This window comes from Pseudomonas sp. B21-023, assembly GCF_024749165.1.
GTDB lineage: Bacteria > Pseudomonadota > Gammaproteobacteria > Pseudomonadales > Pseudomonadaceae > Aquipseudomonas.
Map to the genome: position 1 here is coordinate 1,877,505 of NZ_CP087190.1, position 16,780 is coordinate 1,894,284.

A 16,780-nucleotide genomic window follows, 5' to 3' on the forward strand; every position below is an offset into this window, starting at 1 on the left:
CCATGCACAGTTACGATTACCTGCTGCTGCTGGCGTTCTTCGCCATCGTGCTGCTGCCGGCACCCTGGCTTGGGCGCTTCTACTTCAAGGTCATGGAGGGCCAGCGTACCTGGCTGTCGCCGCTCCTGGGCCCGGTGGAGCGGGGCTGTTACCGTGTGGCCGGCGTGCGCGCCGACCAGGAGCAGAGCTGGAAGCAGTACACCCTGGCCCTGCTGGCCTTCAACCTGGCCGGTTTTTTGATGGTGTTCGGCGTCCTGCAACTGCAGGGCAGCCTGCCGCTCAACCCGCAGCACTTGCCGGGCCAGGAATGGTCCCTGGCGTTCAACACCGCGGTCAGCTTCATGACCAACACCAACTGGCAGGTCTACAGCGGTGAAGCCTCGGTCAGCTACCTGAGCCAGATGATCGGCCTTACCGTGCAGAACTTCGTCAGCGCCGCCACGGGCCTTGCCGTGCTGGTTGCCCTGTGCCGGGGCATCGCCCGCCGTTCGGCCAGCACCCTGGGCAACTTCTGGGTCGACCTGACCCGCGCCACCCTCTACGGCCTGCTGCCGCTTTGCCTGGTGCTGGCGCTGCTGCTGGTGTGGCAGGGCGTGCCACAAACCTTCGCCGACTACGTCCACGCCGTGACCCTGCAAGGCGTTGACCAGACCATCCCGCTGGGCCCAGCCGCCAGCCAGATCGCCATCAAGCAGTTGGGCACCAACGGCGGTGGTTTCTTCGGCGTCAACTCGGCTCACCCGTTCGAGAACCCCACGGCCTGGAGCAACCTGTTCGAAGTGGCTTCGATCATCCTGATCCCGGTGGCTCTGGTATTCACCTTTGGCCACTACGTGAAGGACCTGCGCCAGAGCCGCGCGATCATCGCCTGCATGCTCGCGCTGTTCCTGATCGGCGGCAGCACCGCGCTGTGGTCGGAGCACCAGCCCAACCCGGCCCTGGAAAGCGCCCAGGTGCAGCAGAGCGCGCCACTCGAAGGCAAGGAGAGCCGTTTCGGCACTACCGGCTCCGTACTGTGGACGGTGACCACTACCTCGGCCTCCAACGGTTCGGTCAACGCCATGCACGACAGCCTCAACCCGCTGACCGGCATGGTGGCGATGGTCAACATGATGCTTGGCGAGGTGATCTTCGGCGGCGTCGGCGCCGGCCTCTACGGCATGCTGCTGTTCGTGCTGATCGCCGTGTTCCTGGCGGGCCTGATGATCGGCCGCACGCCGGAGTACCTGGGCAAGAAGCTGCAGGCCCGTGAAGTACAGCTGTTGGTGGCGACCCTGCTGGTGATGCCGGTGGGCGTGCTGGTGCTCGGCGCCATCGCCGCCAGCCTGCCCGGGCCTGCCGGCGCGGTGACCAACCCCGGGGCCCATGGCTTCAGCCAACTGTTGTACGCCTATACCTCCGGTACCGCCAACAATGGCTCGGCCTTCGCCGGCTTCGGCGCCAACACGCCGTTCCACAACGTGATGATTGGCCTGGCCATGTTGATTGGCCGCTTCGGCTACATCCTGCCGGTGCTGGCCCTGGCCGGCAGCCTGGCCGCCAAGAAGAGCGCGCCGCAAGGCCTGAACAGCTTCCCCACCCACGGCCCGCTGTTCACCACGCTGCTGCTGGTGACCATCCTGCTGGTGGGTGGCCTGACCTTCCTGCCGACCCTGGCCCTGGGGCCGATTGCCGAACACCTGAGCCTGGGTTTCTGAGGAACACACCATGAACATGCCCATTCCCGAAGTGAAGGCGCGTCATAGCGCCAAGGACCAGACCCGTTTCGCCGCCCTGTGGCGCCCGGCGCTGGTGCAGGCCTTCGTCAAGCTCGACCCGCGCCAGCTCAAACGCGCCCCGGTGATGCTGGTGGTGGCCCTCACTGCCATGCTGACCACCGTGCTTTGCTTCGCCCCTGAAAGTGGCGTGAGCACTTCAGTGGCCGTGCAGATCACCGTATGGCTATGGTTCACCGTGCTGTTCGCCAACTTCGCCGAAGCCCTTGCCGAAGGCCGTGGCAAGGCCCGCGCCGACAGCCTCAAGGCCGGCAGCCAGGGCCTGGCCGCCAAGCGCCGCAAGAGTGACGGTACGTTCGAGACCGTCGCCGCCACCCAGTTGCGCAAGGACGACGTGGTGCGCGTGGTGGCCGGTGAGCTGATCCCCGGCGACGGCGAGGTGCTCGAGGGTATCGCCGCGGTCAACGAGGCGGCCATCACCGGCGAGTCCGCGCCGGTGATCCGCGAGTCCGGCGGCGATCGTTCGGCCGTTACCGGCAACACCCGGCTGGTCTCCGACTGGCTGCTGATCCGCATCACCAGCAACCCCGGTGAATCGACCCTGGACCGCATGATCGCCCTGGTCGAAGGCGCCAAGCGGCAGAAGACCCCCAACGAGATCGCCCTCGACATCCTGTTGATCGGCCTGACCCTGATCTTCCTGATCGTGGTGGTGACCCTGCAGCCGTTCGCCCGCTTCGCCGGCGGCGAGCTGCCGCTGATCTTCCTCGCCGCGCTGCTGGTGACGCTGATCCCCACCACCATCGGCGGCTTGTTGTCGGCCATCGGCATCGCCGGCATGGACCGCCTGGTGCGCCTGAACGTGATCGCCCGCTCCGGCCGCGCCGTTGAAGCGGCAGGCGACGTGCACACGCTGATGCTCGACAAGACCGGCACCATCACCTTCGGCAACCGTCGCTGCAGCGCACTGCACGCAGCCTCCGGCGTGACCGCCAAGGAGCTGGGGGAGGGCGCCTTGCTCGCCTCGCTGGCCGATGACACTGCCGAAGGCAAGTCGATCGTCGAGTACCTGCGCCAGTTGCACGACTTCGCGGAACCGGCGAGCAACCAGTACGAAGCCATCGCCTTCAGCGCCGAGACGCGCCTGTCGGGTATCGACTTCCAGCAGCGCCGCTACCGCAAGGGCGCCGTCGACGCGGTACTGGCCTTCTGCGGCCTGCAACGCCTGGAGCTGCCCACCGCGCTGGCCCGTGAAGTGGAGCGCATCGCCCAGAGCGGCGGCACCCCGCTGCTGGTGTGCGTCGACAAGCACCTGCTCGGCGTAATCCACCTCAAGGACGTGGTCAAGCCCGGTATCCGCGAGCGTTTCGCCGAACTGCGCAAGCTCGGTATCCGCACCGTGATGGTCACCGGCGACAACCCGCTGACCGCCGCCGCCATTGCTGCCGAGGCGGGTGTGGACGACGTGCTCGCCGAAGCCACCCCGGAGAAGAAGCTGGCGCGCATCCGCCAGGAGCAGAACGACGGCCGCCTGGTGGCCATGTGCGGTGACGGTGCCAACGACGCCCCAGCCCTGGCCCAGGCCGACGTGGGCATGGCCATGAACGATGGCACCCAGGCCGCCCGCGAGGCCGCCAACATGGTCGACCTGGACAGCGACCCGACCAAGCTGCTGGACGTGGTACAGGTGGGCAAGGAGCTGCTGGTCACCCGTGGCGCGCTGACCACCTTCTCCATTGCCAACGACGTGGCCAAGTACTTCGCCATCCTGCCGGCGCTGTTCGCCGCCATCTACCCACAGTTGGGCGTGCTCAACCTGATGCACCTGGCCAGCCCGCAAAGCGCGATCCTCTCGGCCATTGTGTTCAACGCGCTGATCATCATCGTGCTGATCCCCCTGGCGCTGCGCGGGGTGCGGGTGCAGGCCGCCAGCGCCGCCCATTTGCTGCGGCGCAACCTGCTGATCTACGGCCTGGGCGGCATTGTCGTGCCGTTCGCCGGGATCAAGCTGATCGACATGCTGCTCACTGCGTTGCACCTGGTCTGAGGAGAGACTGACATGACCGCTTATGTACGCCCGGCCCTGAGCCTGATCCTGCTGATGACCGTGGTCACCGGCGCGCTGTATCCCCTGGCGGTGACCGGCATCGCCCAGGTCGCCTTCCCTGAGCAGGCCAACGGTAGCCTGTTGCGCGATGATCGGGGCGAGGTGCGCGGTTCGGCGTTGATCGCCCAGGAATTCAAGGGTGACGCTTGGTTCCAGTCGCGGCCTTCGGCGGGGGCCTATGCCACCGTGGCCAGCGGCGCCAGCAACCTGGCGCCGAGCAACCCGGCGCTGGTCGAGCGGGTCAAGACCGATGCCGCTGCGCAGTACCAGGCGCAGCAGGGGCCGGTGCCACAGGCGCTGCTGACCACCTCGGGCAGCGGGCTGGACCCGCACCTGCCGCCCGAGGCGATCGCCTACCAGCTGCCGCGCGTGGCGGCGGCGCGGCAGGTCTCTGAGGAGCGCTTGCAAGTGCTGGTGAATGACGCCACCCTGCGTCCACTGATCGGGCCACCGGTGGTGAATGTGCTGGCATTGAACCAGGCGCTTGAGCGGTTGGCGCCGCTAGCCGCGCGCTGACGGTGGGATTTGTTCGCCGGCAAGCCGGCTCCTACGGGATTTGTGCCGTCCTGGCATGTGTCTGTAGGAGCCGGCTTGCCGGCGAACAGCTGATCCTTGAACAACCAAAGGATGAAACATGAGTGACTCCGCCCGCGCCGACGCGCTGTTGGCGGGCCTGCCCCGGGAAGGCCGGGGCAGGCTCAAGGTATTTCTCGGCGCCGCGCCCGGGGTCGGCAAGACTTTCTCCATGCTGCAGGCCGCCCACGCCCAGCAACGCCAGGGCGTGCGCGTGGTGGCCGGGGTGGTCGAGACCCACGGCCGGGCCGAGACCGAGGCTTTGCTCGGCGGCCTGACCCAGCAACCCCTGCTGCGCAGCGAGTACCGTGGCGTGATGCTCGAGGAAATGGATCTCGACGGCCTGCTCAAGGCCACGCCGCCGCTGGTGCTGGTCGACGAACTGGCCCACACCAACGCCCCTGGTAGCCGCCACGCCAAACGCTGGCAAGACGTGCAGGATCTGCTCGCCGCCGGCATCGACGTATACACCACGGTCAACGTCCAGCACCTGGAGAGCCTCAACGACAAGGTCCGCGACATCACCGGCGTGCAGGTGCGCGAGACGCTGCCCGACTGGGTGTTGCAGGAAGCCTTCGAACTGGTGCTGATCGACCTGCCGCCGCGTGAACTGCTCGAGCGCTTGCGCGAGGGCAAGGTTTACGTACCCGAACAGGCACGGGCGGCCATCGAGGCCTATTTCTCCCAGACCAACCTCACCGCCCTGCGCGAACTGGCCATGCAGACCGCCGCCGCCCAGGTGGACGCGGACCTGGCCAGCGGCTATCGCCAGCGCGGTCAGGAAGCCCCGGCCCTGCGCGGCCGGCTGCTGGTGGGCATCGATGGCGACGAGCAGGCCGAACGCCTGGTGCGCCATGCCTGTCGCGTCGCCCAGCGTCGCCATCTGCCATGGAGCGTGGTCCACGTCGACAACGGCCGCCTGCGTGACGAGACGGCCCGCCATCGCTTGCAGGCTGCCCAGCAACTGGCCGAGCGCCTCGGCGGCGAAGTGGTGCTGCTGCGCGCCGGCGAAGTGGCGCGCACGTTGATCCAGCACGCCGCCGAGCGCCGCGCCAGCCTGGTGCTGGTGGGCCAGTCCCGTGATCTGTTGCGTCGGCGCCTGTTCGGCGCCGGTGTGGCGGCCCGCCTGCTGCGTGAGAGCCACGGCCTGGAGATCAACGTGCTCGACCGCGACGCCCAGCCGCCAGCGGCGCGTACGGCGGTAAAGCGCGTATGGGTGTGGCGCCACTACCTGCTCGCGCTACTCGCCACCGCGCTGGCGGCGGGCTTGTCCTGGGCGGTGTCGAGCGTGCTGGCGCTGCCCAACATTTCCCTGGTGTTCCTCGCCGCCGTGCTGCTGGTGGCAGTGCGCAGCAGCCTGGGGCCGGCCCTGGCGTGCGCGGCGCTGTCGTTCCTCACCTACGACTTCCTGTTCATCCCGCCGAACTTCTCCTTCGCCATCCAGCGCGAAGAGGACGTGCTGACCCTGGTGTTCTTCCTGCTGATGGCCGCGCTCACCGGCAACCTCGCCGCTCGCCAGCGTCGCCAACTGCAGGCCTTGCGCGAAACCCAGGCGCAGACCAACCAGCTGCTCGACCTGTCGCGCCGCCTGACCGTTGCCACCGACCGCCAAGCGGTGTTCAGCGCTGCCGGCCAGCATATGGATGGCTGGCAGGGCGTGCAGGTGTGTCTGCTCGAACGCAGCGCCGAGGGCCTGTTGCAGGTGGCCAGCGGTGGCGCTCCCGCCTTCACCGACAATGAACGCGCCGCCGCCGAATGGGCCTGGCAACATGGCCAGGCCGCGGGCTTCGGCAGTGACACATTGCCCCACGGCCGCTGGTGGTGGTGGCCGCTGGCCGTGGAGGAACAGCCCCTGGCACTGCTCGGCATACGCCCACGCGACGGCGAGCCCTTGAGCGACCAGCGCCGTCGGCTGTTGATGGCCCTGGCGCAACCCCTGGCCCAGGCCCTGGCCCGTGCCCGCCTGGGCGAGCAACTGGAAGCCGCCCGCCTGCACGGCGAAACAGAGCAACTGCGCAGCGCCTTGCTCGCCTCGGTGTCCCACGACCTGCGCACGCCGCTGACGTCGATGCGCGGCAGTATCGACAGCCTGCTGGCGCTGGGCGACGCCATCCCCCCGGATGACCGCCGCGAACTGCTCGAAGGCACCCGAAACGAAGCCGAGCGTCTGGACCGCTACATCCAGAACCTGCTGGACATGACCCGCCTGGGCCATGGCACGCTCAAGCTGGCCCGCGACTGGGTTGCCCCGGCCGATATCGTCGGCAGCGCCCTCAACCGCCTGCGCGTGGTACTGGCCCCCCTGCGCGTGCACACCGAAGTCCCGCCGGAACTGCCGCTGCTGTTCGTGCACGCGGCGTTGATCGAGCAGGCGCTGATCAACGTGCTGGAAAACGCCGCGCGTTTCTCTCCAACGCAAGGCCGCCTGGAACTTCAGGTCTCGGTGCGCGATGAGCAACTGTGCTTCGCCGTGGCCGATGAAGGCCCCGGCATCCCCCAGGATGAACGCGAGAAGATCTTCGACATGTTCTACACCGCCGCCCGCGGTGATCGGGGCGGGCAGGGCACCGGCCTCGGTCTGGCGATCTGCCAGGGCATGATCGGTGCCCATGGCGGGCGGATCCTGGTCGACGACGGCATCGATGGTCACGGCACCCGCATCACTCTATGCTTGCCGCTGCCGACCCAACCCGATACTGAAAGTGAAGCCCCATGAGCCAAGCCGCCACCCTGCTGGTGATCGACGACGAGCCGCAAATCCGCAAGTTCCTGCGCATCAGCCTGGCGTCCCAGGGCTACAAGGTGATCGAGGCCGGCACCGGCAGCGACGGCCTGGCCCAGGCCGCCTTGAACAAGCCCGACCTGGTGGTACTCGACCTCGGTCTGCCGGACATGGACGGCCAGCAGGTGCTGCGCGAGCTGCGTGAATGGAGCACGGTGCCAGTGATGGTGCTGTCGGTGCGTGCCAGCGAAGTGCAGAAGGTCGATGCCCTCGACGGCGGGGCCAACGACTACGTGACCAAGCCGTTCGGTATCCAGGAATTCCTCGCCCGGGTGCGGGCATTGCTGCGCCAGGCGCCCCAGGTGGGCAACCTCGCCTCGGCGGCGAGTTTCGGGCCGCTGGTGGTGGACTTCGCCTTTCGCAAGGTTACCCTGGATGGCATAGAGATAGCCTTGACGCGCAAGGAGTACGCGCTGCTGGCGCAGTTGGCCGGGCACCCCGGACGGGTGATCACCCAGCAGCAATTGCTCAAGGACATCTGGGGGCCGACCCATGTCGACGACACCCACTACCTGCGCATCGTGGTGGGGCACCTGCGCCAGAAACTGGGCGACGACCCCACCGCGCCGCGGTTCATCGTCACCGAGGCGGGCGTGGGATACCGGCTGGTGGCGCCGTCCGACCCGTGAACAGGCCGGGCGATGGGATCATGATTGGGCAACTGCCGATAGTTCTTTTTCCGTTACTACCCGATTGCGCCCCTGCGCCTTGGCTTGATAGAGCAACCGGTCCGATCTTTCCAGCGTGTCCGACATCGATTCGCCGGCTCTCCACAGGGCAACCCCCAGCGATATCGTGATATGCCCGACGGTATCGAGTTCCGCGGCTTCGATCACGGTTCGAAGCCGCTCGGCAACCTCCGCGCCAGTAGCAATTGAACCGTTGGGCAGCAGCAGCAGGAATTCCTCGCCGCCCACCCTGCAGACCAAATCGTCTGGGCGCGAGGCCTGCCTCATCAACTGGGCCACGGTGCGCAGGGCTTCATCGCCGACGGCATGGCCGTAGGTATCGTTGACCCGTTTGAAATGGTCGATGTCCACTGCGATCGCAGCGAAGGTTTTCAGTGTTTGCTGCCACAACACCAAGGTTTCTTCCATCGCCCGGCGATTCGCCAGTCCGGTCAACGGGTCACTGTGTGCCTGTTGATTGAGCCGCCCGATCTTTTCTTGCAGAAGGTTGGCCCCCAGCAGCAGAGCGCGGCGGATCTGCCAGCTTTCAAAATAATCCGCAGGTACCGCGAGGATGCGCTCGTAGCTTTCAGGTGCATCCAGACGCTTGGCGCTCTCCGCCAGACGAGAGAGCGGGACGGAAATTTTCACGCCCAGCCACCAGATCAACAGCAGGCCGAACACACCGAGTGGGACGATGCCTTTGGCAACTTTGATCGTCGTCGCCTCCAGCGTTGCCTCAATGTTCGACAGCGGTCGCTGTGAAATCACGCTCCAACGGCTGCTGGGGATACTGGCGAACCCGGCGAGCATCTCGTTGCCACTGCTGTTTATCGCTCGCATCGAGCCGTGACTGTGCTGGAGCGCCGCCTCGACGATAGGGTCGGTTGCCAGGATCGTACCGATGCGCTCCGGGTCAGGGTGGTACAGCACTTGCCGATGGCTGTCGACCAAATAGACATGCGCGCCATCTTCGCGGATGTTCAGGTCCATGAGCGCCTGCAACGTGTTTTTCTGCTCCAGGCGGATGCTCCCGCCCACAAGCCCAAGGTATTTTCCATCGCGGCTGAAAATGGGATGGGAAACGAACACGACCAGGTTGCCGGCAAGGGACTTGAATGCGTCGCTGATCATCGGCTCTCGCCTCGTTAGCGGCGAGCGACGTTGCAGCACCTGGCCGTCCAGTTGCAGGCTGCTGGGGGCCGAAGCAATGATTTTTCCTTCGGCGTTGGCTATCAGTACCGAGTTGAAGCTGTGGTCCTGGCTCAGGAGGCGGTGCGCCTCATCGTGCAGGGCAGATGGGTCTGTGAAGGTGCGACCGATGACGGTGGATGCAAAACCCAGGCGATCGAGCTCGGAGCTCAATACCCCCTCCACACTGGTAGCGATTCGGGCAGCATAGGCTTCGTTGGTCTGGAGGGCGTTCTCCACCAGCTCGGCTTTCTGGGTGGTGAACATCACCACGAACGTATTGGCCAGGGTTGCGATGGCACAGATCAGCGCGAATGCCAGCAGCAGCGTGCGCAGGGTGAGCTTGGGGCGTGGCCGTGTGGGCATGTGGCGCATCCGGATGCTGAAGGCATGCGATTTGGTGAAGTAGCGTCGCCGTGGGGTTGCAAACGCGCTCCTTGCGCCTTGTGGCGTATCCTGTGTGGCCTTCTGCATCAAAACGCGATAGTTCGGGCTGAGTATCTCACATCTGTTTTTGAGCCACCATTTTGACATTTATTCGACGGCGCATCGCCTTTCGGCGACCCGCCGCGAACAATCGCTTGCCCTTGCCGGCTAGTCCATTCGCTCGAGCTGCAACAATTCCTCTACCGTCTGCCTGCGGCGAATCATGCGCAATCCACCCTGATCGAGCAGGAACTCAGGCAACAATGGCCGGCTGTTGTAGTTCGACGACATGGACGCGCCATACGCCCCCGCATCGTGAATCACCAGCAGGTCACCGACCTTGGCCTGGGGCAGGTCCTGGGGGGTCAGCTCTTCGTCGTTCTGGGTGAACACATCTCCCGACTCGCACAGCGGCCCCGCCACCACGGTCGGTTGCACCGGGCGGCTCACTGGTCGGCCCACGGCATCGAACAGGCTCATGCGGTGGTAAGCGCCGTACATGGCTGGGCGCATCAGGTCGTTGAAACCGGCGTCGACCAGGATGTAGTGGCGCTCGCCCATCTGCTTGACTGCGCGCACCTCGGCCACCAGGTAGCCGGACTCGGCCACCAGGAAGCGCCCCGGTTCGATCTCCATGCGCACGGAGTGGCCGAGCATCGCCTCGATTTCCGAGCGGGCCACCGCCCAGGTGTGGGCGTAGCGCTGCAGGTCCACCGGTTGGTCGCCGTCGCGGTAGGGGGTGGACAGGCCGCCACCGATGGAGAAGGCCTCGATATCCATGCCCAGGCGGCCGATCAGCCCGACCATGGCTCCGGCCACCTGTTCCAGATGTGCGTAGTCCACCCCCGAGCCGATGTGCATGTGCACGCCCACCAGGTGCAGGCCGTGCTGCTTCACGCAGGCCAGCGCCTCGGGCAATTGCTCATGCCAGATGCCGTGCTTGCTGTTCTCGCCGCCGGTGTTGGTCTTGCGGCTGTGGCCATGACCGAAGCCGGGGTTGATGCGCAGCCACACCCGGTGGCCGGGGGAGCGCTCGCCGAGCTGGCGGAGCATGTCGATGGAGCCGGCGTTGACCTCGATACCGGTCTCCACCACCCGCGCCAGGGTCGGCTGGTCCAGCACGTCGCAAGTCAGCACCACGCCAGCCGGCTCGCCGCCCACCGATGCGCCAGCGGCGAAGGCGCGTTCCATTTCCCCCAGGGAGACCGCGTCGAGCACCAGGCCGCGTTCGCGGATCAGGCGCAGCACGTGCAGGTTGGGGTTGGCCTTCTGCGCGAAGCGCACGGTGTCGAAGTGCTGCTTGAGCTGGTCGATGCGCTGATGGATGGTCTGGGCGTCGTAGGCCCACAGCGGCGAGCCGTGCTGGCGGACGGCATCGGCCAGGAGGGTGGTGGTCATGGTGGCGTTCCTTGTTTTGGATACGCCGATGGTGAGGCAGTTTTGGTGATTCAGAAAAATAGCTATTGTTCTGAAGGCAATTCATATCTGATATGTAGCAACCCCTCCAGATTTCTGGTTACGCACAGGTCTTGTTGCAGCCATGCGACTTTCCATTCGTCATATCGAAGTTTTCCGCGCCATCATGGCCGCCGGCAGTGTCACTGGCGCCGCGCGCCTGCTGTTCACCTCACAGCCCACGGTCAGCCGCGAGCTGGCGCGCATGGAGCAGGTCACCGGCCTGAGTTTGTTCGAGCGCGAAGGCGGGCGCCTGGTGCCCAGTGCCCAGGCCTTGTTGCTGATCGAGGAAGTCGAGCGTGCCTTCGTCGGCCTCGAGCGCATCGACCGCTTCGCCCAGGCCATCCGCAATTTCGAGCAGGGCCGGCTGGCCGTCACCTGCCTGCCGTTGTTCTCGCAAACCCTGCTGCCGAAGGCCTGCAAGGCGTTTCACCAGCATCATCCTGGGGTCAGCCTGAGCATCACCGCCCAGGAGTCGCCGTTGTTGGAGGAGTCGCTGGTCGCCCAGCAGCACGACCTCGGCCTGACCGAGACCGCGCAAGTGCCGCGGGGTGCGGTCGGCGAGCTGTTGTTCAACGCCGACATGGTCTGTGTGCTGCCCGCGCAGCACCCCTTGCTGGCCAAGCCGGTACTCCAGTTGCAGGACTTCCATGAGGTCGATTTCATCAACCTTGCCAGCTTGGACAGCTACCGCCAGCAACTCGACCGGCATTTCCGCGAGGCCGGCGTGAACCGGCGCACGATCATCGAGACCACCAGCGCCGCCTCGGTGTGCGCCATGGTCCGCCAGGGGCTGGGGGTGGCGATCATCAACCCGCTGAGCGGGCTGGAAGCGGGGCAGGCTGGGCTGGCGATCCGCCGCCTGAGCCTGTCGGTGCCGTACCAGGTGATGCTTATCCGGCCAGAGCTGCGGCCGGCGTCAGTGGTGCTGGAGCCGTTCTGCCAGGCGCTGCGGGTGCAGGCCAGGGCAATGGAGGCGGCCTTGGCGCAAGGCGCCTGAGCGGTCGGGCGACCGATTGGAACGTTCTCAGCCACGCCAGGGTCAACCCCATCAGCAGTGATCGAAAATGCTCCACAGCATGAGGAATCGCCATGAGTACGCTGACGATCGAAGGCTGGTTCAAAGCTGAGGGTGATCGCAGGTCCACCCCGGTGGGCGATATCCACTTCGACATCCAGGGTGTGAACCACCGCAAGTTGGAGCAGGCCGAGGAGCGCCTGCAACAGAGCCACGAGCCCGAGGCGATGGTGGATGTCGACATGGACAGCCTGAACCTGGTGTTGCCCGAGGGCTACGGCCCGTTGTCGGACTGCCGCCTGCGCGTCTACCTGAGCGACGACGAGCGTGGCCAGTTCCACCTGGTCGGGCATCGGGCCAGCGATGGCAGCCTGATCTACACCAATGCGGTGTTGATCGCTCAGCTGAGCTGAATACCGGCTGCGCTGTCGCCGATTTCCAGGCGTGCCGCCACTGACGTTGCCACTTCGATGAAAGCCCGCGCTGCCGCGCTCTGATAGGCGCCCCTGCGCTGCATCAAGACTGCGGTGCGCTGCAGGCGCAGAGGGTCCAGGGCAATGGCGGTCAGGTCATCATGGGCCAGGGCGAGGTTGGCGGGCAGCAAGGTCGACAGTGTCGTGCGGCGTACCACTTCGATCACCGCGCCAATGGCGTTGGCCTCCATCCGCACCCGTGGGCGTATACCGTGCTGGCGGAAATAGCGCTCGATCTGCTCGCGCGTGGCGAACTCGGCGCTGAGCAATATCAGCGACTCGTCGTTGAGCGCCTGCGGGCCAATGCTGCGGGCAGTGGCCAGCGGATGTGCGCGACCGACCACCAGCGCCAGGGTTTCCACCAGCAGCGGGCGGCTGTCGATGTCCTGGCTGTGGACCTCATCGAAGGCGATGCCGACATCCAGCTCATCGGCCTGCAACAGCTCCTCCATGCGCTCTTGGGCGATTTCGCGCAGGTTCAGGGTGATGTTGGGGTAACGCGCATGGAAGGCCTCGACCAGCGGGCCGATCAGGTAGCTGGTGAAGGTCGGCGTTACCGCCACCCGCAGCGATCCTCGGCTCAGGTCGCCCACGTCATGGATGGCGCGCCTGGCCTCCAGCAGTTCCTGTTCCGCCCGCTTGGCATAGCGCAGGTAGACATCCCCGGCATCGGTCAGCCGCGTGCTGCGCCCGGAACGGTCGAACAACTGCGCGCCAAGGCTTTCCTCCAGTTGCCTGACCTGTTGTGACAGCGCCGGCTGGGAGACATGCAGCGCCGCTGCGGCGCGGGTGAAACTGTGGTGTTGCGCCACTGCGAGAAAGTACTGGAGGTGCCGGGCAAGCATGACTGTTTCCATAAGATAATCTGATGCGCTTCATCATAAATGAGACTTTTACCTTATGTAATGCGCTGCGTAACCTTTGCCTCAACACACCGCGACATTGAGGCAAGCAGCCATGAAAGACATCATCGACGGTTTTCTGAAGTTCCAGCGCGACGCCTTCCCCGAGCGGGTCAAGCTGTTCAAGGACCTGGCCACCCAGCAAAGCCCCCGGGCGCTGTTCATCTCCTGCTCCGACAGCCGCCTGGTGCCCGAGCTGGTCACCCAGCGCGAGCCGGGCGACCTGTTCGTCATCCGCAACGCCGGCAACATCGTGCCTTCCTACGGCCCTGAGCCCGGCGGCGTATCGGCCTCGGTCGAATATGCCGTCGCCGCCCTGCAAGTGGCCGACATCGTCATCTGCGGCCACTCCGACTGCGGCGCCATGACCGCCATCGCCACCTGCAAGTGCCTGGACCACATGCCTGCCGTGGCCGGCTGGCTGCGCTATGCCGACTCCGCCCGGGTGGTCAACGAGGCGCGCCAGCATCACAGCCCGCAAGCCAAGGTCGAGGCCATGGTGCGCGAGAACGTGATCGCCCAGCTGGCCAACATCCAGACCCACCCCTCGGTGCGCCTGGCCCTGGAAGAGGGCCGCGTGCGCCTGCATGGCTGGATCTACGACATCGAAAGCGGCCGCATCGATGCCTTCGATGGGCGCACCGGCCAGTTCGTGGCCCTGGCGCAGAACCCTGACGTCAACGCCGTTTCCCACCCCTCCAGGCACGTTGCCTGAACCTCTTTCAAACCCAAGGAGATACACCATGATCCAGTCGCAAATCAGCCAGAACGCCCGCCTTGCCCTGAGCGAAGTCATCCTCCTGGCCAAGGCCCGCAAGGACCTGTCGTTCGCCCAGATCACCGACGGCACCGGGCTGTCCGAAGCCTTCGTCACTGCCGCGCTGCTGGGCCAGCACCCGCTGCCGGCCAGCGCTGCCCAGGTGGTGGGTGACAAGCTCGGCCTGGACGCCGATGGCATTGCCTTGCTGCAGACCGTGCCACTGCGCGGCAGCATCCAAGGCGGCGTGCCGACCGACCCGACCATCTACCGCTTCTACGAGATGCTGCAGGTGTACGGCACCACCCTCAAGGCACTGGTCCACGAGAAGTTCGGCGACGGCATCATCAGCGCCATCAACTTCAAGCTCGACGTGAAGAAGGTTGACGACCCGGAAGGTGGTTCCCGCGCGGTGATCACCCTGGATGGCAAGTACCTGCCGACCAAACCGTTCTGATTCGCCCCTAGGGGAATGGCCCGACCGCAGCAAGACGGCCGGGCCATTTCCACGCTCGCTAATGATCCCCTATCAGGAGTGACGGCATGGACCTGATCTTCAGAAATGTCCGCATCGACGATGCAAAACCCTTGATGGATGTGGCCGTGCGCAATGGCAAGATCACTGATATCGCCCAGACGATCACGGCAACGGCAAACCAGGAAATCCAGGGCAACGGCAATGTCCTGGTCCCCGGCTTCGTCGAAGCCCACCTGCACCTGGAAAAAGCCAACGTCATGCAGCGCAAGGCCAACCGCTCCGGCACCTTGAAGGAAGCGATCGCCGTCACCGCCGCGCTCAAGCCCACCCTGACCCGCGACGATATTCGCGAGCGTTCTGTGCAGGTGTTGCGCGCCCTGGTGCAGGCCGGCACCACCCATGTGCGCGCCCACGCCGAGTTCGATCCGGCCCAGGGTTTTACCGGCCTGGACGGGGTCCTGGAGCTGCGCGAAACCTTGCGTGATGTCATCGATATCCAGGTGGTGGCGTTTCCCCAGGAAGGCATCCTGAAACTGCCCGGCATGAAAGAGATGATGGTCGAGGCCATGGAGAGGGGCGCCGATGTGGTCGGCGGCATTCCCTACAACGACGTATCGCCCCTGGAGCACATCGATTTCGTCTTCGACCTGGCCCAGCGCTACGGCAAGGACATCGACCTGCACCAGGACTTCGCCGACGACGCCGAGCACATGACCATCGAGTACGTCGCCCGCCGGACCCTCGCCGTGGGCTACCAAGGGCGCGTCAGCGTCGGCCACCTGACCAGCCTGGCGGCCGTGGAGCCAGCGCGCCAGGCGCGCATCATCGCGCTGCTGCGCGAAGCCGGCATCAGCGTGATGTGCCTGCCCGCCACCGACCTGCACCTGGGCGCCCGCGGCGACAGCCACAATGTGCGCCGCACCTTGACGCCGGTGCGGGCGTTGCGCGATGGCGGGGTGAACGTGTGCCTGGCCACCAACAACATCCGCAATGCCTTCACCCCCTACGGTACCGGCGACCTGCTGCACATCGCGCAACTGGCCATTCCCGCCTGCCACCTGGGCGGGGCGGACGACCAGGCCACGGTGCTGCCGATGCTCACCAGCAACCCGGCCAAGGCCCTGGGGTTGCAGAACCATGGCCTGGCGGTGGGCAACGACGCGGACCTGGTGCTGATGGATACCCACCGTGTCAGCGACGTGATCCTCGACCTGCCTGCGCGGCTGATGGTGCTCAAGCGTGGGAGGGTGGTGGCGACGGCTGAGCATCGCCGCTCGGTGGTGTTCTGAGCGGTTGTTACGGTAACTGCGTCAGGTGGGGTTGCAGCGTGTTGTCAGCCCTGAGCCGCCACGGCAGCTTGATCGTTGAAGCCCTGCTCCAGTTCGATCCCGTATTGAAACATCGCCATGTCCATGATCCGCGCGGTGGGGTATTGCAGCCCAAGGCGTCCGGTGCGCAGGGGCAGGGCAGGGACGGCGAGTTCCTCGACCAGTTCCGCCAATGCCGCCAGGCCTTTGCCACTGGCATTGGTGATTGAGGAGCGGCGGGGGAACAGATCGCGGCATGCCGCAATATAGAAACGATCGAGCGCTGGGCACTCACCCCAGACGCCCATCAGGATCTTGGTCTTGAGGGTGTTCGTCCAGGAGACGTTGGTCGCCAGGGACTCCATGGAGCCCAGCACGGAATCCAGCAATTTCTGATGGCGGGCCCGGTTGCTGTTGTCAGGTCCGAAGTCCTCCAGCGAGAGCTCAAGCAACTCGGCACCCTGACCTTCGAAGAGCAGTTTGGCCAAGGCCTTCATCAGGTCCAGATTGCTGTTCTGCAGGAGCCCCGAGGAACCTCGGAACATCCCCCAGTTCGCCAGGTAGAAACCGATGTGCAGCGCGGTCGTCTCTAGCTGCGTCTTGGATGTCAGGTCGGACCAGTGGGTACGGGAATCGTCCCAGATGTACTCGTACAGGAACTCCCAGGCCTTGAGCCTTGGGTAAAGATTGCCTGGCGCCGGCTGGATGTTGCCGTAGTAGGTCTTGGCGTAGTGATGCACATCGAAAGTCATGGGGCAACGTCCTGTCGAGATGGGGGTGGCATTTTAGTGGCGCATGATCCGCCAGTCGACCATGACGGATGTTCTGCCAACCCGTGTTCATAGGTCGTGCTCATGATCCGCCACGTGTCGCTGTCGGTGGGTAGCAGGTGCTCGATCCGCAGCGAAGCCGCCGCTTTCGCAAGGGA

General features: G+C 65.5%; 14 protein-coding genes. 10 read left to right on the forward strand and 4 right to left on the reverse strand.

The genetic code is table 11. The features are described 5' to 3' along the window. The first annotated feature begins 2 nt into the window (after window positions 1-2). The 5 genes from kdpA to LOY42_RS08555 all read left to right on the forward strand — a co-directional run bounded on the left by kdpA (window position 3) and on the right by LOY42_RS08555 (window position 7,806). Complete coding sequence (gene kdpA, locus LOY42_RS08535; protein WP_258600259.1) at window positions 3-1,697, forward strand: potassium-transporting ATPase subunit KdpA; 1,695 nt, start codon at window positions 3-5, stop codon at window positions 1,695-1,697. A 10-nt stretch (window positions 1,698-1,707) separates the two neighbouring features. After that, window positions 1,708-3,762: a potassium-transporting ATPase subunit KdpB gene (gene kdpB, locus LOY42_RS08540; protein ID WP_214500378.1), complete on the forward strand. Its 2,055-nt coding sequence runs from the start codon at window positions 1,708-1,710 to the stop codon at window positions 3,760-3,762. 12 nt (window positions 3,763-3,774) lie between these two features. Then, a complete protein-coding gene (gene kdpC, locus LOY42_RS08545; RefSeq protein WP_102683718.1) occupies window positions 3,775-4,338 on the forward strand; it encodes a potassium-transporting ATPase subunit KdpC in 564 nt (187 codons plus the stop codon). Between the two features lie 118 nt (window positions 4,339-4,456). After that, entirely contained in the window at window positions 4,457-7,111 is a 2,655-nt protein-coding gene (locus tag LOY42_RS08550; RefSeq protein WP_198755280.1) for a sensor histidine kinase KdpD, read from the forward strand. Continuing rightward, on the forward strand, window positions 7,108-7,806 hold the full coding sequence (locus LOY42_RS08555) for a response regulator (RefSeq protein WP_110703485.1): 699 nt from the start codon (window positions 7,108-7,110) through the stop codon (window positions 7,804-7,806). Before LOY42_RS08550 ends, LOY42_RS08555 begins: the two co-directional genes overlap by 4 nt. 18 nt (window positions 7,807-7,824) lie before the next feature. Here LOY42_RS08555 and LOY42_RS08560 read toward each other — a convergent pair whose 3' ends face one another. Further along, complete coding sequence (locus LOY42_RS08560) at window positions 7,825-9,510, reverse strand: diguanylate cyclase (RefSeq protein ID WP_258600261.1); 1,686 nt, start codon at window positions 9,508-9,510, stop codon at window positions 7,825-7,827. A gap of 120 nt (window positions 9,511-9,630) precedes the next feature. Then, window positions 9,631-10,860: a diaminopimelate decarboxylase gene (lysA, locus tag LOY42_RS08565; RefSeq protein WP_258600263.1), complete on the reverse strand. Its 1,230-nt coding sequence runs from the start codon at window positions 10,858-10,860 to the stop codon at window positions 9,631-9,633. A 142-nt stretch (window positions 10,861-11,002) separates the two neighbouring features. Between lysA and LOY42_RS08570 the strand changes: the two genes are divergently transcribed. After that, window positions 11,003-11,917: a LysR family transcriptional regulator gene (locus LOY42_RS08570; protein WP_198755283.1), complete on the forward strand. Its 915-nt coding sequence runs from the start codon at window positions 11,003-11,005 to the stop codon at window positions 11,915-11,917. Window positions 11,918-12,009: 92 nt separating this feature from the next. Next, a complete protein-coding gene (locus tag LOY42_RS08575) occupies window positions 12,010-12,348 on the forward strand; it encodes a hypothetical protein (RefSeq protein ID WP_102683713.1) in 339 nt (112 codons plus the stop codon). On the opposite strand, the gene cynR is transcribed toward LOY42_RS08575, so the two are convergent. After that, window positions 12,336-13,253, reverse strand: a complete 918-nt coding sequence (cynR, locus tag LOY42_RS08580; protein WP_139669763.1) for a transcriptional regulator CynR — start codon at window positions 13,251-13,253, stop codon at window positions 12,336-12,338. The two genes, LOY42_RS08575 and cynR, sit on opposite strands and share 13 nt — an antisense overlap. Window positions 13,254-13,365: 112 nt before the next feature. Here cynR and LOY42_RS08585 point away from each other — a divergent pair, with 112 nt between their 5' ends. From LOY42_RS08585 to LOY42_RS08595, 3 genes are all read left to right on the forward strand, one after another. Continuing rightward, window positions 13,366-14,025, forward strand: coding sequence for a carbonic anhydrase (locus LOY42_RS08585; RefSeq protein ID WP_046854796.1), 660 nt, complete (start codon window positions 13,366-13,368; stop codon window positions 14,023-14,025). A 28-nt stretch (window positions 14,026-14,053) separates the two neighbouring features. Next, on the forward strand, window positions 14,054-14,524 hold the full coding sequence (gene cynS, locus LOY42_RS08590) for a cyanase (protein ID WP_038706489.1): 471 nt from the start codon (window positions 14,054-14,056) through the stop codon (window positions 14,522-14,524). Between the two features lie 86 nt (window positions 14,525-14,610). Continuing rightward, complete coding sequence (locus LOY42_RS08595; protein ID WP_258600265.1) at window positions 14,611-15,834, forward strand: amidohydrolase family protein; 1,224 nt, start codon at window positions 14,611-14,613, stop codon at window positions 15,832-15,834. 44 nt (window positions 15,835-15,878) lie between these two features. Here the strand turns inward: LOY42_RS08595 and LOY42_RS08600 are convergent, their stop codons facing one another. After that, a complete protein-coding gene (locus tag LOY42_RS08600) occupies window positions 15,879-16,604 on the reverse strand; it encodes a hypothetical protein (protein WP_139669767.1) in 726 nt (241 codons plus the stop codon). Window positions 16,605-16,780: the final 176 nt, after the last annotated feature.